The 19891-nt window shown below is 59.1% G+C and carries 18 protein-coding genes and 1 tRNA gene; 12 read left to right on the forward strand and 7 right to left on the reverse strand.

The window, feature by feature from the left end:
* Positions 1 to 246: 246 nt before the first annotated feature.
* Positions 247 to 333, reverse strand: a tRNA-Leu gene (locus tag GHO25_RS22815).
* Between the two features lie 223 nt (positions 334 to 556).
* On the opposite strand from GHO25_RS22815, the gene rnr reads away from it, so the two are divergent.
* From rnr to GHO25_RS22855, 8 genes are all read left to right on the forward strand, one after another.
* Positions 557 to 3220, forward strand: coding sequence for a ribonuclease R (gene rnr / locus GHO25_RS22820; protein ID WP_153392555.1), 2664 nt, complete (start codon positions 557 to 559; stop codon positions 3218 to 3220).
* Complete coding sequence (gene rlmB, locus GHO25_RS22825; RefSeq protein WP_048366586.1) at positions 3217 to 3984, forward strand: 23S rRNA (guanosine(2251)-2'-O)-methyltransferase RlmB; 768 nt, start codon at positions 3217 to 3219, stop codon at positions 3982 to 3984. Before rnr ends, rlmB begins: the two co-directional genes overlap by 4 nt.
* Positions 3985 to 4262: 278 nt before the next feature.
* On the forward strand, positions 4263 to 4688 hold the full coding sequence (gene rpsF / locus GHO25_RS22830) for a 30S ribosomal protein S6 (RefSeq protein WP_003439045.1): 426 nt from the start codon (positions 4263 to 4265) through the stop codon (positions 4686 to 4688).
* A 28-nt stretch (positions 4689 to 4716) separates the two neighbouring features.
* The gene (rpsR, locus tag GHO25_RS22835; protein ID WP_003171373.1) at positions 4717 to 4947 is read left to right on the forward strand and encodes a 30S ribosomal protein S18; all 231 of its coding nucleotides are present in this window, start codon (positions 4717 to 4719) and stop codon (positions 4945 to 4947) included.
* 36 nt (positions 4948 to 4983) lie between these two features.
* Positions 4984 to 5880 carry a hypothetical protein gene (locus GHO25_RS22840; RefSeq protein ID WP_048366585.1) on the forward strand — a complete coding sequence of 299 codons (897 nt, stop codon included), beginning with the start codon at positions 4984 to 4986 and terminating at the stop codon, positions 5878 to 5880.
* A 19-nt stretch (positions 5881 to 5899) separates the two neighbouring features.
* The gene (gene rplI / locus GHO25_RS22845) at positions 5900 to 6346 is read left to right on the forward strand and encodes a 50S ribosomal protein L9 (RefSeq protein ID WP_048366584.1); all 447 of its coding nucleotides are present in this window, start codon (positions 5900 to 5902) and stop codon (positions 6344 to 6346) included.
* A 122-nt stretch (positions 6347 to 6468) separates the two neighbouring features.
* Complete coding sequence (dnaB, locus tag GHO25_RS22850; protein ID WP_048366583.1) at positions 6469 to 7863, forward strand: replicative DNA helicase; 1395 nt, start codon at positions 6469 to 6471, stop codon at positions 7861 to 7863.
* A gap of 173 nt (positions 7864 to 8036) precedes the next feature.
* Entirely contained in the window at positions 8037 to 10343 is a 2307-nt protein-coding gene (locus tag GHO25_RS22855; RefSeq protein WP_123751166.1) for a YgiQ family radical SAM protein, read from the forward strand.
* 167 nt (positions 10344 to 10510) lie between these two features.
* Here GHO25_RS22855 and GHO25_RS22860 read toward each other — a convergent pair whose 3' ends face one another.
* Positions 10511 to 10705, reverse strand: a complete 195-nt coding sequence (locus tag GHO25_RS22860) for a hypothetical protein (protein WP_048366580.1) — start codon at positions 10703 to 10705, stop codon at positions 10511 to 10513.
* Positions 10706 to 11013: 308 nt separating this feature from the next.
* Here GHO25_RS22860 and azu point away from each other — a divergent pair, with 308 nt between their 5' ends.
* On the forward strand, positions 11014 to 11460 hold the full coding sequence (gene azu, locus GHO25_RS22865; RefSeq protein ID WP_048366579.1) for an azurin: 447 nt from the start codon (positions 11014 to 11016) through the stop codon (positions 11458 to 11460).
* A gap of 61 nt (positions 11461 to 11521) precedes the next feature.
* On the opposite strand, the gene GHO25_RS22870 is transcribed toward azu, so the two are convergent.
* Complete coding sequence (locus GHO25_RS22870; protein ID WP_153374304.1) at positions 11522 to 12544, reverse strand: DUF1338 domain-containing protein; 1023 nt, start codon at positions 12542 to 12544, stop codon at positions 11522 to 11524.
* Between the two features lie 223 nt (positions 12545 to 12767).
* On the opposite strand from GHO25_RS22870, the gene GHO25_RS22875 reads away from it, so the two are divergent.
* Entirely contained in the window at positions 12768 to 13967 is a 1200-nt protein-coding gene (locus tag GHO25_RS22875; protein ID WP_153392558.1) for an N-acetylmuramoyl-L-alanine amidase, read from the forward strand.
* Between the two features lie 12 nt (positions 13968 to 13979).
* Here GHO25_RS22875 and GHO25_RS22880 read toward each other — a convergent pair whose 3' ends face one another.
* The 4 genes from GHO25_RS22880 to GHO25_RS22895 form a co-directional block, all read right to left on the reverse strand.
* Positions 13980 to 14417, reverse strand: coding sequence for a DUF4440 domain-containing protein (locus GHO25_RS22880; protein ID WP_048366576.1), 438 nt, complete (start codon positions 14415 to 14417; stop codon positions 13980 to 13982).
* Between the two features lie 141 nt (positions 14418 to 14558).
* The gene (gene nadE, locus GHO25_RS22885; RefSeq protein WP_153392561.1) at positions 14559 to 15386 is read right to left on the reverse strand and encodes an ammonia-dependent NAD(+) synthetase; all 828 of its coding nucleotides are present in this window, start codon (positions 15384 to 15386) and stop codon (positions 14559 to 14561) included.
* A gap of 3 nt (positions 15387 to 15389) precedes the next feature.
* A complete protein-coding gene (pncB, locus tag GHO25_RS22890) occupies positions 15390 to 16604 on the reverse strand; it encodes a nicotinate phosphoribosyltransferase (RefSeq protein ID WP_153331859.1) in 1215 nt (404 codons plus the stop codon).
* 177 nt (positions 16605 to 16781) lie between these two features.
* Positions 16782 to 17678 carry a LysR family transcriptional regulator gene (locus GHO25_RS22895; protein WP_123751172.1) on the reverse strand — a complete coding sequence of 299 codons (897 nt, stop codon included), beginning with the start codon at positions 17676 to 17678 and terminating at the stop codon, positions 16782 to 16784.
* 153 nt (positions 17679 to 17831) lie between these two features.
* Between GHO25_RS22895 and GHO25_RS22900 the strand changes: the two genes are divergently transcribed.
* Complete coding sequence (locus GHO25_RS22900; RefSeq protein WP_048385303.1) at positions 17832 to 19322, forward strand: aldehyde dehydrogenase family protein; 1491 nt, start codon at positions 17832 to 17834, stop codon at positions 19320 to 19322.
* A 122-nt stretch (positions 19323 to 19444) separates the two neighbouring features.
* Positions 19445 to 19891: FAD-binding oxidoreductase (locus GHO25_RS22905; RefSeq protein ID WP_153392564.1), on the forward strand; the 447-nt coding region annotated here is incomplete at its 3' end.

Genomic DNA, 19891 nt, shown 5'->3' on the forward strand with positions numbered 1-19891 from the left:
ACTCGAACTTCCACGGCCTTGCGGCCACCAGCACCTGAAGCTGGCGTGTCTACCAATTTCACCATCTGGGCAGTATCAGCAACGTTGCCGCTGTTGATGTGGCGCACTATACGGAGAGCTATTTGATCTGTAAACCCCTGTTTTGGTTTATAAATCAAAAATCTTTGTGAAACCCCCAAATGCAAAAAACCCGCTTTCGCGGGTTTTGTGTGAGATGCAAGATTGTACTAATCTCACTCTCTAAATTGGTGCCCAGAAGAAGACTCGAACTTCCACGGCCTTGCGGCCACCAGCACCTGAAGCTGGCGTGTCTACCAATTTCACCATCTGGGCAGTATCTGCAACGTCGCCGTTGTCGATGGCGCGCACTATACGGATGCCCCTTTGACCTGTAAAGCGTTGTGATTAAAAATATTCGAAATATTTCGCGGGCGGTGTGTTTGAGCCCGCCAGGCGCGTCAGAACCGGCTAATAAGGCACTGCTAGAGTCCGAAATTTCCCGTTTCAATACGCGTATGCCAAACTAACCGCATATAGACAAGGTGAAAACTATCTAATGGCCGATTGGCAGACCCTCGATCCCGAGGCCGCACGTGAAGCGGAAAAATACGAAAACCCTATCCCAAGTCGCGAACTGATCCTTCAGCATCTGGCTGAACGCGGTTCGCCTGCTGCTCGTGAGCAGTTGGTCGCAGAGTTTGGACTCACGACCGAAGACCAAATTGAAGCCCTGCGTCGTCGCCTGCGTGCGATGGAGCGCGATGCTCAACTGATTTACACCCGCCGTGGCACGTACGCGCCGGTAGACAAGCTCGACCTGATCCTGGGCCGCATCAGCGGTCACCGTGATGGCTTCGGCTTTTTGGTGCCGGATGATGGCAGCGACGACCTGTTCCTGAGCCCGGCGCAGATGCGTCTGGTGTTCGATGGCGACCGTGCGCTGGCCCGTGTTTCGGGTCTGGATCGCCGTGGCCGTCGTGAAGGCGTGATCGTTGAAGTGGTCTCGCGTGCTCACGAAACCATCGTGGGTCGTTACTTCGAAGAAGGCGGCATCGGCTTTGTAGTGGCCGATAACCCGAAAATCCAGCAGGAAGTGCTGGTGACTCCGGGCCGCAATGCGGGCGCGAAGATCGGGCAGTTCGTTGAAGTGAAGATCACTCATTGGCCGACCCCGCGCTTCCAGCCGCAGGGTGATGTGCTTGAAGTGGTGGGCAACTACATGGCGCCCGGCATGGAAATCGACATCGCGTTGCGCACCTACGACATTCCTCACGTCTGGCCAGAGGCTGTGCTTAAAGAAGCCGCCAAGCTCAAGCCAGAAGTTGAAGAGAAAGACAAAGAGAAGCGCATCGACCTGCGTCATCTGCCGTTCGTCACCATTGACGGCGAAGATGCCCGCGACTTCGATGACGCCGTGTATTGCGAAGCCAAGTCCGGCAAGCTGCGCTTGTTCGGTGGCGGCTGGAAGCTCTACGTGGCCATTGCCGACGTATCCAGCTACGTGAAAATTGGTTCGGCGCTGGACGCTGAAGCCCAAGTGCGTGGCAACTCGGTGTACTTCCCGGAGCGCGTGATTCCCATGCTGCCCGAGGAGTTGTCCAACGGCCTGTGCTCCCTGAACCCTAAAGTCGACCGTTTGGCCATGGTGTGCGAGATGACCATCTCCAAAACCGGCGAAATGACCGACTATCAGTTCTACGAGGCGGTGATTCACTCACAGGCGCGTCTGACCTACAACAAGGTCAGCACCATCCTTGAGCACCCGAAAACCAACGACGCCAAGCAACTGCGCAGCGAATACGCTGATGTGGTGCCGCACCTCAAGCAACTGTACGCACTGTACAAAGTGCTGCTGGGCGCTCGTCATACCCGTGGCGCGATTGATTTTGAAACCCAGGAAACCCGGATCATCTTCGGTTCCGAGCGCAAAATCGCTGAAATTCGCCCAACCACGCGTAATGACGCGCACAAGCTGATCGAAGAGTGCATGCTGGCGGCCAACGTGGCCACCGCTGAGTTCCTCAAGAAGCACGAAATCCCGGCCCTGTACCGTGTGCACGACGGCCCGCCGCCTGAGCGTCTGGAAAAACTCCGCGCGTTCCTCGGTGAGTTGGGTCTGAGCCTGCACAAAGGTAAGGATGGCCCTTCGCCGAAGGACTATCAGGCCTTGCTTGAGCACATCAAGGATCGCCCCGATTACCACCTGATCCAGACCGTGATGCTGCGCTCGTTGAGCCAGGCGGTGTACAGCGCTGATAACCAGGGCCACTTCGGCCTGAACTACGAGGCCTATACCCACTTCACTTCGCCGATCCGTCGTTACCCGGACTTGCTCACGCATCGGGCGATTCGCAGCGTTATCCACTCCAAGCAGGATACCCCGCACGTTCTGCGTGCTGGCGCGATGACCATCCCGAAAGCGCGCATTTACCCGTACGACGAAGCGATTCTGGAGCAGCTCGGCGAGCAATGCTCGATGAGCGAGCGCCGTGCCGATGAAGCCACGCGTGACGTGATCAACTGGCTCAAGTGCGAGTTCATGAAGGACCGCGTAGGCGAGACGTTCCCGGGTGTGGTGACGGCAGTTACCGGTTTTGGCCTGTTCGTTGAACTGACCGACATTTATGTTGAAGGTCTGGTCCACGTGACCGCCTTGCCGGGCGACTACTACCACTTTGATCCTGTGCATCACCGCCTGGCGGGCGAGCGCACCGGTCGCAGCTTCCGCTTGGGTGACACGGTTGAAGTGCGCGTCATGCGGGTTGATCTGGACGAGCGCAAAATCGACTTCGAAATGGCTGAGAAAACCCTCAGCGCGCCGATTGGTCGTAAAAACCGCACCGACGAAAAGCCTGTGCGCAAAAACGCGGGTAAGTCCGGGACCAAGCCGACTGAGCCGCCACCGGTTGAAGCGGCTAAACCCGCTCGCCGCAGCGCGCCAGCCAAAACCGTGAAAGCGTCTGACGGCGCTTATCGCTCCAGCGACGCGGCGGCCAATAACGCCGAAGTGCGTAAAAGCCGCGAAGTGAAAAAGGCGCTGTTGGCCGATGCGAAAAGCGGCGGTCGAGCATCGGAGTCGGGAAAGTCGGGGAGGGCAGCACCCGCTAAAGACGCGGGCAAGCCTTCCAAACCCAGCAAACATCGTAAAGGCCCGCCAAAATCGGGCGCTGCGCCTGCCAGCAAAAGCGGCGGGTCGCGCAAACCTAAGGCCAAGTCATGAGTCAGTTGGAAAAAATCTACGGCATTCACGCCGTAGAAGCGTTGCTTCGTCACCACCCAAAACGCGTCAAGCACATCTGGTTGGCTGAAAGCCGCAACGATCCTCGCGTCCAGACCCTGGTCGCGCTGGCTGCTGAAAACCGGATCGACGTCGGTCAGGCCGAGCGCCGTGAAATGGACGCCTGGGTTGAAGGCGTGCACCAGGGCGTTGTGGCGGATGTGAGCCCGAGCCAGGTGTGGGGCGAGGCCATGCTCAACGAATTGTTGGATCGCACCGAAGGTGCTCCGCTGATTCTGGTGCTGGATGGCGTGACAGACCCGCACAACCTGGGTGCTTGCCTGCGTACCGCCGATGCGGCCGGTGCACTGGCGGTTATCGTGCCTAAAGACAAGTCGGCAACGCTGACCCCAACGGTACGAAAAGTAGCCTGCGGTGCGGCGGAAGTGATTCCTTTGGTGGCTGTGACCAACCTGGCCGCGACGCTTAAAAAGCTGCAACAGCGTGGCTTGTGGATCGTCGGTACGGCGGGCGAAGCCGAGCAGGAACTGTACGAGCAAGACCTGACCGGCCCGACCATCATGATCATGGGTGCTGAAGGCAAAGGCATGCGCCGCCTGACCCGCGAGCATTGTGACTACCTGGTGCGCCTGCCGATGGCGGGCAGCGTCAGCAGCCTGAACGTCTCGGTAGCGACCGGCGTTTGCCTGTTCGAAGCCCTGCGTCAGCGCAGCGTCAAAGCCAAGGCCCCTGCCAAAAAGAAATAAGCCACACCCGCCCTCAACGGTAGGAGCGAGCTTGCCTCGCGATCTTGTAAAGATCAAAAGATCGCGAGGCAAGCTCGCTCCTACGGTTATGGGGGGCGTTTGAATTGTTCAAATAATCACCAATCACCTTGCGTCGCTCTTGTCCCTTCTCTACAATTGCGCCCCTTGCCATCATGGCGGGCGCATATGTGCCTCTCTAGGCAAGACACACAAGTGTCATTCACTCCTTGTCTGACCGCTTTAAGTTAGCGGCAGGCTACAACCCGTAAGGAGCATTCATGCGTCATTACGAAATCATCTTTTTGGTCCACCCGGATCAAAGCGAACAAGTCGGCGGCATGGTAGAGCGTTACACCAAGCTGATCGAAGAAGACGGCGGCAAAATCCACCGTCTGGAAGATTGGGGCCGTCGTCAACTGGCCTACGCAATCAACAATGTTCACAAGGCTCACTACGTGATGCTGAACGTTGAGTGCACTGGCAAAGCCCTGGCTGAGCTGGAAGACAACTTCCGTTACAACGATGCTGTGATCCGTAACCTGGTCATCCGTCGCGACGAAGCCGTAACTGGCCAGTCCGAGATGCTCAAGGCTGAAGAGAACCGCAGTGAGCGCCGTGAGCGTCGTGACCGTCCTGAGCATTCTGACAGCGCCGATGGCGATGACAGCGATAACAGCGACGCCAGCGATAACGCTGACGAGTAATCCACGGACCTTTTGAGGAGCCAATTACATGGCACGTTTCTTCCGTCGTCGTAAATTCTGCCGCTTCACCGCAGAAGAAGTGAAAGAGATCGATTACAAAGATCTCAACACTCTGAAAGCTTACGTATCCGAGACCGGCAAAATTGTTCCAAGCCGCATCACCGGTACTAAAGCTCGTTATCAGCGTCAGCTGGCCACCGCTATCAAGCGCGCCCGCTTCCTGGCCCTGCTGGCCTACACCGACAGCCACGGCCGCTGAGACCGGGCAGTCGACAGGTAGTAAAGGATTGAATGCATGCGTGCCCTAGCTGAGTTCATCATGCGAGGCCGTGTGCAGGCCACGTTAATCGTGGCCGGATGTGCGGCATTGCCGTTTTTGTTCTGGTTGAGTGCTGCTGCAGGTTGCCTTGTGCTCCTGCGGCGCGGTCCGAGAGATGCCTTGAGCATCCTCTCATGGGCTTTACTGCCGGCCTTGGCCTGGTGGTTTATGGGCGAACCCCGCACCTTGATGGTGCTGTTGGGAACCCTGGGATTGGCGATGCTCTTGCGCGCCGGTCAGCCCTGGTACCGCGTGCTGCTGGTCAGCGTAGCGTTGGGTGTGGTGTATGGCGTGGTTCTGGGCACGGTTTTCCGCGAACCCATTGGTGCGATGGCGCAGGAGTTGGAAAAACTTCTGCCGCAGATCCTCAGTGGTCTCTACGACAAGTTATCTGACGTAGAGCGAGCGCGCCTCGGAGCACTGATTGCACCCGTCCTCACCGGTTTGATTGCAGCTTTGATGCAGGTCGTCAGCGTGCTGAGCCTGATTCTTGGGCGTTACTGGCAAGCGCTGTTGTACAACCCGGGCGGTTTTGCCAGCGAATTTCGCAGCATCCGCCTACCGCTGGGACCAGCGCTATTGTTGCTGGCGTGCATGCTTGTAGGGCCGAACTTCGGTCCGCAAATGGCCATGCTAACGCCGTTGTGCAGCGTAGCGTTGTTCTTCGCCGGCCTGGCCCTGATACACGGGCTGGTAGCGAAAAAGCGACTGGCCAAGTTTTGGCTGGTGGGGTTGTACGTCACGCTGCTGCTGTTCATGCAGCTGATCTATCCGTTGCTCGTGGTCTTGGCCATTGTCGACAGCCTGATTGATTTTCGCGGACGTCTGGCGCCGAAAGACGCTGATAAAGGCTCTGCGGACGGTGAAGGTTAAAAGTTAAGAGGATTTTCACATGCAACTGATCCTTCTGGAAAAAGTCGCAAACCTGGGCAACCTGGGCGACAAAGTAAATGTTAAGGCCGGCTACGGTCGTAACTACCTGCTGCCGTACGGCAAAGCTACCGCTGCAACCGCTGCCAACCTGGCTGCGTTTGAAGAGCGTCGCGCTGAGCTGGAAAAAGCAGCAGCTGACAAGAAAGCTTCGGCCGAAACTCGTGCTGCTCAACTGGGCGAGCTGGAAGTGACTATCACTGCCACCGCCGGTGACGAAGGCAAGCTGTTCGGTTCGATCGGTACTCACGACATCGCTGATGCACTGACCGCCTCTGGCGTTGAAGTTGCAAAAAGCGAAGTTCGTCTGCCGAACGGCACTATCCGCAACGTTGGCGAATTCGACGTGGCTGTGCACCTGCACGCCGAAGTTGAAGCAACCGTACGCGTTGTTGTGGTAGCTGCTTAAGCAGTCTTAACTGACTGGCACCGTGTGTGCTGGACGGTTAACATCGGGCACGATCCTGTTTACAGGTCGTGCCCTTTGTCTTTCTGCTGATCCTGATTTTCACCCCAAACTGACACGTGGCCATGAACGATATTTCCGCTCCTGAGCAATACGACCTGCAAACCGCAGCCCTGAAGGTGCCGCCGCACTCCATCGAGGCCGAACAGGCTGTGCTCGGTGGTCTGATGCTGGACAACAACGCCTGGGAACGCGTGTTGGATCAGGTCTCGGACGGCGATTTTTATCGGCATGACCATCGCCTGATTTTCCGTGCCATCGCCAAACTGGCCGACCAGAACTCACCCATTGACGTCGTGACCCTTGCCGAGCAATTGGACAAGGAAGGTCAGACCTCGCAAGTCGGTGGTCTGGGTTACCTGGGCGAACTGGCGAAGAACACCCCGTCGGTGGCGAACATCAAGGCCTACGCCCAGATCGTTCGTCAGCGTGCGACGTTGCGCCAACTGATCGGCATCAGCACTGAAATTGCCGACAGCGCCTTCAACCCGGAAGGCCGCACCGCAGAAGAGATCCTCGACGAAGCTGAACGGCAGATCTTTGCGATTGCCGAGGCCCGGCCGAAAACCGGCGGCCCGGTGAGCGTCAACGACCTGTTGACCAAAGCCATCGACCGTATCGACACCCTGTTTAATACCGACGAAGCCATTACCGGCTTGTCCACCGGCTACACCGACCTCGACAACATGACCAGCGGCTTGCAGCCAGCCGACTTGATCATCGTCGCGGGCCGTCCCTCGATGGGTAAAACCACCTTCGCCATGAACCTGGTTGAGAACGCCGTGTTGCGCAGCGACAAGGCGGTACTGGTTTACTCGCTTGAGATGCCAGGTGAATCGCTGATCATGCGTATGCTCTCGTCGCTTGGGCGTATCGATCAGAGCAAGGTGCGTGCGGGTCGCCTCGAAGATGACGACTGGCCACGCCTGACCTCGGCGGTCAACCTGCTCAACGATCGCAAACTGTTCATCGACGACACGGCCGGTATCAGCCCGTCCGAGATGCGTGCCCGTACCCGGCGCCTGGTGCGTGAGCACGGCGAGATTGGCATGATCATGATCGACTACCTGCAGTTGATGCAGATCCCGGGTTCGGGTGGCGATAACCGGACCAACGAGATTTCTGAAATTTCGCGGTCCCTGAAAGCGCTGGCCAAGGAATTCAACTGCCCGGTCATTGCCCTGTCGCAGCTCAACCGTTCCCTGGAACAACGGCCCAACAAGCGCCCGATCAACTCCGACTTGCGTGAATCCGGAGCCATCGAGCAGGACGCCGACGTCATCATGTTCGTGTACCGAGACGAGGTGTACCACCCCGAAACCGAGCACAAGGGCGTTGCTGAAATCATCATCGGCAAGCAGCGTAACGGCCCTATCGGCACGGCGCGTTTGGCGTTTATCGGCAAATACACACGCTTCGAAAACCTCGCGCCGGGCAGTTACAACTTCGACGACGAGTAACCAGTAGCCCGCTGTCAGCAACGCCCACCATTGGCTCCTGCTACAGCTGGCCTTACACTTGCCAATTCCGACCGCCGCCGTCGGAATTGGTCATTTTTTGTGCTATATTCCGCGCCCGCGAATTTCTCAGTAAATGTCGCGCCCTTTTTTTGCACTCAACACCGGTCATCGACATGCAAGCAGCGAAGCCAATTTTTGACTATCCGAAGTACTGGGCCGAATGTTTCGGGCCAGCGCCATTCCTGCCCATGAGCAGGGAGGAGATGGATCAGCTTGGCTGGGATTCATGCGACATCATCATCGTGACCGGTGATGCGTATGTCGATCACCCGTCGTTTGGCATGGCCATCATCGGCCGCTTGCTGGAGTCCCAGGGTTTCCGTGTGGGCATCATTGCCCAGCCGAACTGGCAGTCCAAAGACGACTTCATGAAGCTGGGCGAGCCGAACCTGTTTTTCGGCGTCGCGGCCGGCAACATGGACTCGATGATCAACCGCTACACCGCCGACAAAAAAGTCCGTTCCGATGACGCCTACACCCCCGGTGGCATGGCTGGCAAACGTCCGGACCGCGCGAGCCTGGTGTACAGCCAGCGCTGTAAAGAAGCCTACAAAAATGTACCGATTGTGCTTGGTGGCATCGAGGCCTCCCTGCGCCGCATTGCCCATTACGACTACTGGCAAGACCGCGTACGCAACTCGATCCTGATCGACGCCTGCGCCGACATCCTGCTGTACGGCAACGCCGAGCGGGCCATTGTCGAAGTCGCCCAGCGCCTGTCCTATGGCCACAAGATCGAAGACATCACCGATGTGCGCGGTACCGCGTTCATTCGCCGTGACACGCCTAAAGACTGGTACGAAGTGGACTCCACGCGTATCGACCGTCCGGGCAAGATCGACAAGATCATCAACCCGTACGTGAACACCCAGGACACTCAGGCCTGCGCCATCGAGCAAGAAAAAGGCCCGGTTGAAGACCCGAACGAAGCCAAGGTGGTGCAGATCCTGGCCAGCCCGCGCATGACCCGCGACAAGACGGTGATTCGCTTGCCGTCCGTTGAAAAGGTACGTGCTGACGCGGTGCTGTACGCTCACGCCAACCGCGTGCTTCACCTCGAAACCAACCCGGGCAACGCCCGTGCGCTGGTGCAGAAGCATGGCGAAGTGGACGTCTGGTTCAACCCGCCTCCGATTCCGATGACCACCGAAGAGATGGACTACGTGTTTGGCATGCCTTACGCGCGTATTCCGCACCCGGCCTACGGCAAGGAAAAAATCCCGGCCTACGACATGATCCGTTTCTCGGTGAACATCATGCGTGGCTGCTTTGGTGGCTGCACCTTCTGCTCGATTACCGAGCACGAAGGCCGGATCATCCAGAACCGTTCCGAAGAGTCGATCATTCGCGAAATCGAAGAGATCCGCGACAAGGTGCCGGGTTTCACCGGCGTCATTTCCGACCTCGGCGGCCCGACCGCGAACATGTACCGCATCGCCTGCAAGAGCCCGGAAATCGAATCCGCGTGCCGCAAGCCGTCGTGCGTGTTCCCGGGCATCTGCCCGAACCTGAACACCGACCACTCGTCGCTGATCCAGCTGTACCGCAGCGCCCGTGCCCTGCCGGGCGTGAAGAAGATCCTGATCGCTTCCGGCCTGCGTTATGACCTCGCGGTCGAGTCGCCGGAGTACGTTAAAGAGCTGGTGACCCACCACGTGGGCGGTTACCTGAAGATCGCCCCGGAACACACCGAGGAAGGTCCGCTCAACCAGATGATGAAGCCGGGCATTGGCACCTATGACCGCTTCAAGCGCATGTTCGAGAAGTACACCAAGGAAGCAGGCAAAGAGCAGTACCTGATCCCGTACTTCATTGCGGCGCACCCTGGCACCACTGACGAAGACATGATGAACCTGGCGCTGTGGCTCAAGGGCAACGGTTTCCGGGCGGACCAAGTGCAGGCGTTCTACCCGTCGCCCATGGCCACGGCCACGGCGATGTACCACTCGGGCAAGAACCCGCTGCGCAAGGTCACTTACAAGAGTGACGGCGTGACCATCGTCAAGAGCGAAGAGCAGCGTCGTCTGCACAAGGCGTTCTTGCGTTATCACGACCCTAAAGGCTGGCCGATGCTGCGTGAGGCGCTGACCCGCATGGGCCGTGCTGACTTGATCGGTTCGGGCAAGGATCAACTGATCCCGCTGCATCAGCCAGCGACCGACAGCTACCAGAGCGCGCGCCGTAAAAACTCGACGCCGGCTGGCAGTCACAAGGTTGCCGGTGGCAAGACCACCAAGATCTTGACGCAACACACCGGTTTGCCGCCGCGTGCCAGCGATGGTGGCAACCCGTGGGACAAGCGTGAAGAGGCCAAGGCTGCGGCGTTTGCCCGTAATAAACAAGCGGCCAAAGAGCGTCAGGAAGCCGCCAAGGGCGGTAAAGGCAAGAAGCCTGTGCGCAAGCCCGTAGTCCCGCGCTAAATGCCTGCGTAGTCGCTGCCGCAGGCTGCGATCGAGCCCGAAGGGGTCGCGCTTTTTTCAGGGCGAAGGTCCTGCGGCCCTTATCGCAGCCTGCGGCAGCGACTACACAGTGATGCCTACACCAACGCCAGCCTTCGGGCTGGCGTTGTGCATTCTGAGGTGTGGGGTTACGCGTGGGGGGCTGGGGTTTGTGTGGCGTCTGCGTCTTCTTGCGCGACGTCGTGTTCTGCATCAACGTCTTGATCGTTCTCTACAGGAGTGCCTTCTGCTGCGGCTTTTTTGCGCGCGAGCTTTTCCTCTTTCTTCTGCTCTTTAGCCAGGTCTCGTTGACGTTTGGCGAAGTTATAGTTGGGTTTGGCCATGAGCGATCCTCTTGGGGTCGAAGGTGAGGTTTAGCGGCGCGTATTCTGCCCTGTATTAGTGCCTTGCCGTTAGCTGGGTTTTTGCCATCAGGCTGTTTGCGCGCAAAACACGACTCTACACCCAGATGCCGATTAAACCCCGAAAAAGCCCAAAATGGCTTAAGGATGCTGGTCTTACGTTCGTTTGCCTGATAGAAGGTCATGACAAAAAACGTCAGGACGTGACGTGGGTCATTGGAACAACGCCCGTTTTCGTGCATCCTGTATACAAATAATGGATTTTTTGTACCCTACCTTGGAGAAAAACCATGTTTGCAAAAGTTGTTGCGGTATCTCTTTTGACCTTGGCCAGCGGCCAATTGTTAGCAGCTGAGTGCAAGGTCACCGTTGATTCGACCGACCAAATGTCGTTCAACACCAAAGCTATCGAGATCGACAAGTCCTGCAAAACTTTCACCGTAGAGCTGACACACTCCGGTAGCTTGCCAAAAGCAGTCATGGGCCATAACTGGGTACTGAGTAAAGAAGCCGATATGCAGCCTATCTCCACTGATGGTCTGAGCGCGGGTATCGACAAAGACTATCTGAAGGATGGCGACACGCGCATCATCGCGCACACCAAGGTGATTGGCGCTGGCGAAACCGACTCCGTGACCTTTGATGTCTCCAAGCTCAAAGCGGACGAGAAGTACGGGTTCTTCTGCTCGTTCCCGGGCCATATCTCGATGATGAAAGGCACCGTCACGCTGAAATAAGCGCAGGTCCCTCAAACAGCCCTGACGTGCGTTGCGCCGTCGGGGCTGTTTGCATTCAGGTTCAGGCTTTTGAGTCGGTCATCTTGAAAATGCCCTGGGCGTTGCTGCTGTCGAAGTTCAGGTCGATGCGGCCGTTGTCCGGGTCGACCTTGCGCTGAATAAACTCGACAAACGAGCCCGGCACTTGATGCTCGCGGCACTGGCCTTGGGCATCGATCAGCTCGCGGGTGACGGTGCAGGCGCGGTAGGCCGTCTGCATGACCCGCCCCGAAGCTGACACCTCAATGCTGTCTTTCATTGGCCGCTGCAACTCGCGCTGCCGGGCGACGCAGGCGTTCAGGTCCTGCACGCGATCGGTCAAGTGGTTGAAGCTGTTGCCCTCGGTGGCAATCCAGGCCATTTCTGCGCTTTCGTTGAGCAAGCACTGATAGTCCGCTGCGTGGACCACGCCGTGTTGGCGACCAAAGGCGCGGTGCAAGGCGGGCAAGAGCGTGCGGGCCTCGCTCAGGCTGCAATGGCGGGTCAGGCTCAGGCGGTTGAGCAGGCTCAGGTGTTCAGGCTGCAGCGGGTCGAGGCTTGAGCCGACCACGCGGCTGACGGCGTGCTGAAAGGCCTCGCTGAAGCGCCCGGGGTGCAGCTCCGAGACAAAAAACTGGGCAATGTCTTCAGGCAGGTCCATCTGGCGATAGCCCCAGCCGGTCATATTCAGTTTGGTCAGCGGGTAGGTGCGCACATCGGTAAAGCCCAGCGGCTCCAGCAAGCGCGCAAACGCCTGACGGCCGCGTGGCAATTGACCGTTAATGGGCCAGTCCACCGTGCGAATGGCGCCGTGATCAAACACCACCTTGCGCCCTTGCCGGGCTTGTTCTTCGACATACCGTCGGCCGTCTGGCACGGCGTTGACCAAGGTGTGGAACAAGCACAGGTTCAGCGCTTGCGCGAGCCATACGCGGTGCAGCGACTGTTCGCTCCAGTTAAAGCGCTGCAAGGCAGGGGGCACCTCGACATGCTCGCGCAACCAGTGAGCGGTTGGCTGATCGAGTGCCGATTCAACCAAAGAGAACAAACCATCGAAAGAAGACATGGGGCAGGGCTCTGACGACCAAATAGAGGTCTATCAAAGCCGCTGAGCCCCGTGCGGACAAGCGAAAAAAAATGCGGGGTTCATTCCGTTTTTTCTGGCTGTGACGCAGACAGGTCTACGCGGCCTTTTGATGATAAAACCTGCCCGTCAAAATCTTCATCTAGCCGTTATAACGTAACGAGTAAGATGACGCGACCGGAGTATTCGAGTGCGTGGAAGGTGTATGGACAGACGTAGCGTGGTGAAATTTCTCTTGGCCGGGTTGGCATTGCCGACGCCACTTATAGCGTATGCCTCACAAGCAGTGCGGCGTGTGAGTGTCAGTCGAGTGCAAGGTTCGACCACGCTGCTGTTTGACCTCAGCGGACCGGTCATCGCCAACAGCTTTACCCTCGAGTCGCCGCCCCGCGTGGTGATTGACCTCAAACGCGCAGTGTTGGCAGCGCCCTTGGAAGGGCTGGTGCTGGACGGCACGCCCGTCACCGCCATCCGCAGCGGCAAAACCCCTGCGGGTGATCTGCGCATCGTACTGGACCTGGCGGATGCCGGTGTGCGCGCAGCGCTCAGGCCCCTGTCGGCCAATGGTCACCGCCTGGAGCTACAACTGACGGGCCAGCCGGCGAAAGCGGTTGCCTCATCGGCTGTCACGCCCAGCGCCCCCGAGCGCCCGGTAGCCAAGCGCAACCGGGACCTGCTGGTGGTCATTGATGCTGGCCACGGTGGCAAAGACCCCGGCGCGGTGGGTTCCAAGGGCGAACAAGAAAAAATCGTTGCGCTGCAAATCGCCAAGCTGCTGGCCAAGCGTATCGACGCGCAAAAGGGCTACAAGGCCAAGCTGGTTCGTACCGATGACATCTTTATTCCGCTGCGCAAGCGTGCCGAAGTGGCCCAGAAGCTTGATGCCGATCTGTTTATCTCCGTGCATGCCGATGCGGCGCCGAGGTTGACGGCGTCGGGTGCGTCGGTCTTTGCGCTCTCGCAAAACGGGGCGACGTCTTCGATGGCGCGCTGGATGGCGGATCGTGAAAACGACGCCGATTCGGTGGGCGGCGGCTTGAACGTCAAGCTGCACAAGGACGACCCGATGGTGGCGGGCGTGCTGCTGGACATGTCGATGAACGCGACCATCTCCACCAGCCTGGACCTGGGGCATCAGGTGCTGTCGCAACTGGGCGGCGTAGCGCGGCTGCATCAGTCCAGGGTTGAGCAGGCCGGGTTTGCCGTGCTCAAGTCGGCGGCGGTGCCATCGATTCTGGTAGAGACCGGGTTCATTTCCAACGTCAATGATTGCCAGCGGCTGCATGACACCCGCCACCAGCGCAAAATTGCCGAGGCGATCTTTGCCGGGGTGGACCAGTACTTCCGTCAGCGCCCGCCCGCTGACAGCCTGATCGCGGCCAAGGTCAGAAACGAGTCTGCCTGAGCCCGTAACGGGTCACGCTTCGATAGAGGAGTGATGGCCCGTAATCAGCCACACGTCATTGATGCGCTCGAAGGTGAACAGGAACCGCGCCGGTACCAGGCGCTGTTCGTTGTTTGCCCGGTAGGCAAAGGTGTAGAGGCCGCCCACGACCACGGTGCCGAGTTTGCGGCTGACGCGCTTTTTGAACACCTGGATGTCACACACCAGACCCTCATTGGCCAAAAAGTTCTCGAAATAGTTACGGCGGCTGTCGTCGCAATCACGCACCTGATTGGACAAGGTCGGCACCAGGATGGCGTCGGGGGCATACAGCGCGAGGATTTGTTCGACGTCACGGGTGGCAATGGTTGCAGCCCAGCGAAAGAGGGCGGCTTTGGCACCTACGAGGCATGCCAGTTCGGTATCGGCAAACGGTTCGTTGGCTGGCGGTGAGGAAGGGGCTTGGCTCATCAAGGCTGACCTATGGGGGTTCTAAAGTGCGGAAACGGCCCCATGCTACAGCATTGCTGTTACTTTATAACGTGCAAGTTACAAGTTGTTTCTGCGACGTGCAGGTGGCGATGAATGCATCGCCGCCTGCGCAGCCAGGCCTCACGGCGCGAACGGCATCTCGCGCTTGTGGTGGGTCTTCTCATAGGTGCTGCAGATGATATTGAACGCCTCTTCGCGCACGGGTTCGCCGTGCAGGAACGCGTCAATCTCGGCATAGGTCACGCCATGGGAGACTTCGTCGGGTTTGCCCGGCGCGAGGTCTTCCAGGTCAGCGGTGGGGACTTTCTCGACCAGAAACTCTGGCGCACCCAAGTGACGGGCAATGGCCCGGACCTGGTGCTTCACCAGCCCGCTGAGCGGGGCCAGGTCGCACGAGCCATCGCCAAACTTGGTGAAAAAACCCATCACGGCTTCGGCGGCGTGGTCGGTGCCGATCACCAGCCCGCCGGTGGCACCGGCGATGGTGTATTGCGCCACCATGCGCATCCGCGCCTTGGTGTTGCCCAGCACAAAGTCCACGGTTTCTGGCTTCTTGCCTTCAAACGCGCTGACCTCAGCAGCCAGGGCTTTGACCGCCGGGCCGATGTTCACGGTCTGGCGCTCGTCGGGGTTGATAAAGTCGACGGCCGCGGTGGCATCGGCTTCGTCTTGCTGCACGCCGTAGGGCAGGCGCACGGCAATAAAGCGGTATGCCTTGTCGCCGGTCTGCTCGCGCAGCTGCTGCACGGCCTTCTGAGCCAGCAGGCCTGCGGTCAACGAGTCGACGCCGCCGCTGATGCCCAGCACCAGGGTCTTGAGCCTGGCATTGTGCAGGCAGCATTGAATAAAGGTGATGCGCCGTGCAATCTCGGACTCAAGCGCGGCAGTGTCTTTAAACGGCGGTTGGACATTGAGATCTTCAGCAATCTGACGCTGTACGGCCTGCATGATTCACTCCTTGGAGGATTGTTCAGGAACATTGAAAACGTGGCGCAAGTAGGCGGCGAAGTTTGGATCAGAGCAATGGGTCTTGCCCGGCTCATCCGAAATTTTGGCGACGGGTGAGCCATTACAGGCGGTCATTTTAAGCACGATGCTCATCGGCTCAACACCCGGAATGTCGCAGGTCAGGTTAGTCCCGATACCGAAGCTGACGTTGATACGGCCACGCAACGCCCGGAAAATCTCCAGTGCGCGGGGTAACGTCAGGCTGTCGGAAAACACCAGGGTCTTGCTCATCGGGTCGATACCCAACTGATGGTAATGCGCGATGCATTTTTCGGCCCACACCACCGGGTCACCCGAGTCGTGGCGCAAACCGTCGAACAGCTTGGCGAAGTACAGATCAAAGTCGGCCAAAAAGGCGTCGGTGGTGATGCAGTCGGTCAGGGCGATGCCCAGCAGGCCTCGATACTCACGCACCCAGCAATCAAGCGCGGCGCTTTGGCTGTCGATCAGGCGCGGGCCCAGTTGTTGGTGCGCCATGATCCATTCGTGTGCCATGGTGCCCAGCGGCTTCATGTCCAGCTCGCGGGACAGGTTGACGTTGCTGGTGCCGACAAAACGCCCGGGGAAGTCATGCTTGAGCACCGTGACGACTTCTTCCTGCACCCGGTAAGAAAACCGGCGACGCGTGCCGAAATCGGCGACTTGCAACTCAGCCAGTTCGTCGGCATTGGCGTTGGCTTGCAGCCAGTCAAACTTGCGATACAACTGCTCGCGGGCCTCTCGCAACAGCGTACCGGCATAGCGTGAGCGGTTGCGCACTTCACTGACAATCGCCAGCAGTGGAACTTCAAACAGAATCACATGCAGCCACGGGCCGCGCAGGCGGATAAACAGCTCGCCGTTTTCGATGCCAGTGTGCACGTAGCGCAGGTTGAAGCGGAACAGGCCCAAAAAGCGGATGAAGTCGGGCTTCATAAACGTGATGCGTTCCAGGAACCCGAGCTGGTCCGGGGTCATGCTCAGTTCGGCAAGGCGTTCGATCTGGTGGCGAATCTCGCTCAAGTACGGGCGCAGGTCCTCGCTGTTACGGCAGCGGAACTCCCATTCGACTTCAACGTTGGGGTAGTTGTGCAGCACCGCCTGCATCATGGTCAATTTGTAGAAGTCGGTGTCGAGCAAGTTCTGCACGATGCGGTCGGCAAACACACTCTCGCTCATAGCGGCAATCTCCATGCTGCCCGTGCCTGATAGCCACGGCGTTCAGCTTTTTCAATGAATGGCGATAGTGGCGCATATTCGCAGACCGTATTGCCAGCGGTTTTTTCTCTCATCTGTAGGAGCGAGCTTGTCTCGCGATCTTTTGATCGTTTAAAAGATCGCGAGGCAAGCTCGCTCCTACAGGTCATCCAGGTGTTCCATCATCCAGTTCACAAACGCCTTGACCTTCGGCACGCCCGCCGAATGTTCGGGGTAGGCCAGGTAATACGCATCGCGGCTCGGCATCGGGTGCTGCCAGGCAATGACCAGCTTGCCTTCGCTCAGTTCCTCTTCCACCAGAAACCTCGGCAGCAGGGCCACGCCGCAGCCCACCTGCGCCGCGCGGATGCACATATAAAACGTGTCGAAACGTGGCCCGTGATAGCTGTGATCGGTGTGATAACCCTGGCTTTCAAACCATTCGTGCCAGGCTTGCGGGCGTGAGGCGTTTTGCAGCAGCACCAGGTCGGTGAGTTGCGTCGGGTCGTCGAAGGGGCGCTCGGGCAAGCTCGACGGCGCGCACACGGCTACCAGTTCTTCACCGAACAACCTCACGGACTCGGTGCCGGGCCGCGACCCCTGGCCAAAATAGAACGCCAGATCACTGCGCCCTTGCAGCAAGTCATCGGCAGGCTGTTCGTTGCACACGTCCAGATGAATATGTGGGTGGCGCAGCCGCCAGCCCTTGAGGCGCGGCATCAGCCAGCGGGCGCCAAAGGTCGACGGCGTCGACACGCGCAGCACCTCGGTTTCGCCCCCATATGAGCGCAGGGTGTGGGTCGACATCTCGACTTGGGTCAGGATTTTTCGGACTTCTACCAGGTACAAGTCGCCAGCGGGCGTCAGTTGCAGGCGGCGCCGCACCCGGCGGAACAACAAGTGCTGAAGCAGCTCTTCCAGCTGCGCGACCTGCTTGCTGACCGCACTTTGGGTCAGGTTGAGCTCTTCGGCGGCGCGGGTAAAGCTCAGGTGCCGGGTCACCGCCTCAAAACACTGCAACGCCGTGATCGATGGCAGATAACGCTTGTTCAGCATAAAGACCCCCCCAGTGCTGGTTGTTCGCCAACTTTACCCGTGCAGCATGAATTTTCGGAATGATATCTCGCTTAAAGGTCGTTTGTTACCGCCGGATGAGCCAGCTACAACTAAAGGCCTAAGAACCTGATTATTGAATCTAAGGAGTGCCCCATGGTTGCTGCATTACTGGATCGTCTTGGCGTGAACCCGGCGCTGTATCAACGCGGCAAGCAGCCGGTGTACACGCCGATTGATGGCAGCCAGATTGGCACCGTGCAGTGGGAAGGGGCGGCCGAGGTTGAGCAGCACGTGACCCGCGCTGAATATGCATTTCAGATCTGGCGCAAAGTCCCGGCGCCGCGCCGGGGTGAGCTGGTGCGTCAGTTCGGTGACCTGTTGCGTGAATACAAGGCGGACCTGGGCGAACTGGTGTCGTGGGAGGCGGGAAAAATCACTCAGGAAGGCCTGGGCGAAGTGCAGGAGATGATCGACATCTGCGACTTCGCCGTTGGCCTGTCCCGCCAGCTCTACGGCCTGACCATCGCCTCGGAACGTCCGGGCCACCACATGCGCGAAACCTGGCACCCGCTGGGCGTGGTCGGAGTGATCAGTGCCTTTAACTTCCCGGTTGCCGTGTGGGCGTGGAACACCACGCTGGCGCTGGTGTGCGGCAACGCGGTGATCTGGAAGCCGTCCGAGAAAACCCCGTTGACCGCGCTGGCCTGCCAGGCGCTATTCGACCGCGTGCTCAGCAACTTCAGCGACGCGCCCCAGTACCTGAGCCAAGTGGTCATCGGTGGTCGCGACGCCGGTGAGGCTTTGGTCGATGACCCGCGTGTCGCGCTGATCAGCGCCACCGGCAGCACCCGCATGGGCCGCGAAGTGGCGCCTAAAATCGCCGCGCGTTTTGCCCGCAGCATTCTCGAACTGGGCGGCAACAACGCGATGATCCTCGGCCCCAGCGCCGATCTGGACATGGCCGTGCGCGCCATTTTGTTCAGCGCCGTCGGCACCGCCGGGCAGCGTTGCACCAGCCTGCGCCGGTTGATCGCACACGAATCGGTCAAAGCAGACATCGTCACCCGGCTCAAAGCGGCGTACTCCAAAGTGCGCATCGGCCACCCGCTGGAAGGCAACCTGGTCGGCCCGCTGATCGACCAACACAGCTTTGAAAACATGCAAAACGCCCTGGAACAAGCCCTGAGCGAAGGCGGGCGGGTGTTTGGTGGCGAGCGCCAGTTGGCCAGCCAATACCCGGATGCGTACTACGTGGCCCCGGCCATTGTTGAGATGCCGGAACAAAGCGAAGTGGTGTGCAGCGAAACCTTTGCACCGATCCTGTACGTGATCGGTTACAGCGACTTTGCCGAGGCCCTGCGCCTGAACAACGCCGTGCCGCAAGGCTTGTCATCGTGCGTGTTCACCACCGACGTGCGCGAGGCCGAGCAATTCATGTCGGCCACTGGCAGCGACTGCGGCATCGCCAACGTCAACATTGGCCCGAGCGGTGCAGAGATCGGCGGCGCCTTTGGTGGCGAAAAAGAAACCGGCGGCGGCCGAGAATCCGGCTCCGACGCCTGGCGCGGCTACATGCGCCGCCAGACCAACACCGTGAACTACTCGCTGGAGCTGCCGTTGGCGCAGGGTATTACGTTTGACTAACTGACGAGCACACCGTAGGAGCTGCCGCAGGCTGCGATCTTTCAAGATCAAAAGATCGCAGCCTGCGGCAACTCCTACGAATGAGGTCAGATCATCACCCGGTTTCATTGCTGGAGCCCCCCATGCCACTACAAGAACAATGCTTATGGGAAACCCTGACGCCTCAACGTCCGCAAGCGCCCGCGTTTAAGGGCGAATTGAGTGTTGATGTGTGCGTCATTGGCGCCGGGATCACCGGCCTGTCCGCCGCCATCCATTTGCTCGAACAAGGCAAAAGCGTGTGCGTGCTTGAGGCCCACCGCACCGGGCACGGCGGGTCCGGGCGCAACGTCGGGCTGGTCAACGCCGGGATGTGGATCCCGCCGGACGACATCGAGGCCGGTTTCGGTGAGGCCGTCGGCAGCCAGCTCAATCGCATGCTCGGCGCCGCACCGTCGCTGGTGTTCAGCCTTGTCGACAAGTACCGCATCGACTGCCAGTTACGCCGCGAAGGCACGTTGCACATGGCCCACAACGCCCGCGGCGAAGCAGATTTGCGCAGCCGTGAGCAACAATGGAAACGCCGTGGC

It is taken from the genome of Pseudomonas sp. FSL R10-1350, from assembly GCF_009600525.1.
In the GTDB taxonomy this organism is placed as follows: domain Bacteria; phylum Pseudomonadota; class Gammaproteobacteria; order Pseudomonadales; family Pseudomonadaceae; genus Aquipseudomonas; species Aquipseudomonas helleri.

What these genes read in the sequence shown, in the direction of transcription:
- rnr (WP_153392555.1), top strand. Translation starts at nt 557, where the DNA reads ATGGCCGATTGGCAGACCCTCGATCCCGAGGCCGCACGTGAAGCGGAA.
- rlmB (WP_048366586.1), top strand. Translation starts at nt 3,217, where the DNA reads ATGAGTCAGTTGGAAAAAATCTACGGCATTCACGCCGTAGAAGCGTTG.
- rpsF (WP_003439045.1), top strand. Translation starts at nt 4,263, where the DNA reads ATGCGTCATTACGAAATCATCTTTTTGGTCCACCCGGATCAAAGCGAA.
- rpsR (WP_003171373.1), top strand. Translation starts at nt 4,717, where the DNA reads ATGGCACGTTTCTTCCGTCGTCGTAAATTCTGCCGCTTCACCGCAGAA.
- GHO25_RS22840 (WP_048366585.1), top strand. Translation starts at nt 4,984, where the DNA reads ATGCGTGCCCTAGCTGAGTTCATCATGCGAGGCCGTGTGCAGGCCACG.
- rplI (WP_048366584.1), top strand. Translation starts at nt 5,900, where the DNA reads ATGCAACTGATCCTTCTGGAAAAAGTCGCAAACCTGGGCAACCTGGGC.
- dnaB (WP_048366583.1), top strand. Translation starts at nt 6,469, where the DNA reads ATGAACGATATTTCCGCTCCTGAGCAATACGACCTGCAAACCGCAGCC.
- GHO25_RS22855 (WP_123751166.1), top strand. Translation starts at nt 8,037, where the DNA reads ATGCAAGCAGCGAAGCCAATTTTTGACTATCCGAAGTACTGGGCCGAA.
- GHO25_RS22860 (WP_048366580.1), bottom strand. Translation starts at nt 10,705, where the DNA reads ATGGCCAAACCCAACTATAACTTCGCCAAACGTCAACGAGACCTGGCT.
- azu (WP_048366579.1), top strand. Translation starts at nt 11,014, where the DNA reads ATGTTTGCAAAAGTTGTTGCGGTATCTCTTTTGACCTTGGCCAGCGGC.
- GHO25_RS22870 (WP_153374304.1), bottom strand. Translation starts at nt 12,544, where the DNA reads ATGTCTTCTTTCGATGGTTTGTTCTCTTTGGTTGAATCGGCACTCGAT.
- GHO25_RS22875 (WP_153392558.1), top strand. Translation starts at nt 12,768, where the DNA reads ATGGACAGACGTAGCGTGGTGAAATTTCTCTTGGCCGGGTTGGCATTG.
- GHO25_RS22880 (WP_048366576.1), bottom strand. Translation starts at nt 14,417, where the DNA reads ATGAGCCAAGCCCCTTCCTCACCGCCAGCCAACGAACCGTTTGCCGAT.
- nadE (WP_153392561.1), bottom strand. Translation starts at nt 15,386, where the DNA reads ATGCAGGCCGTACAGCGTCAGATTGCTGAAGATCTCAATGTCCAACCG.
- pncB (WP_153331859.1), bottom strand. Translation starts at nt 16,604, where the DNA reads ATGAGCGAGAGTGTGTTTGCCGACCGCATCGTGCAGAACTTGCTCGAC.
- GHO25_RS22895 (WP_123751172.1), bottom strand. Translation starts at nt 17,678, where the DNA reads ATGCTGAACAAGCGTTATCTGCCATCGATCACGGCGTTGCAGTGTTTT.
- GHO25_RS22900 (WP_048385303.1), top strand. Translation starts at nt 17,832, where the DNA reads ATGGTTGCTGCATTACTGGATCGTCTTGGCGTGAACCCGGCGCTGTAT.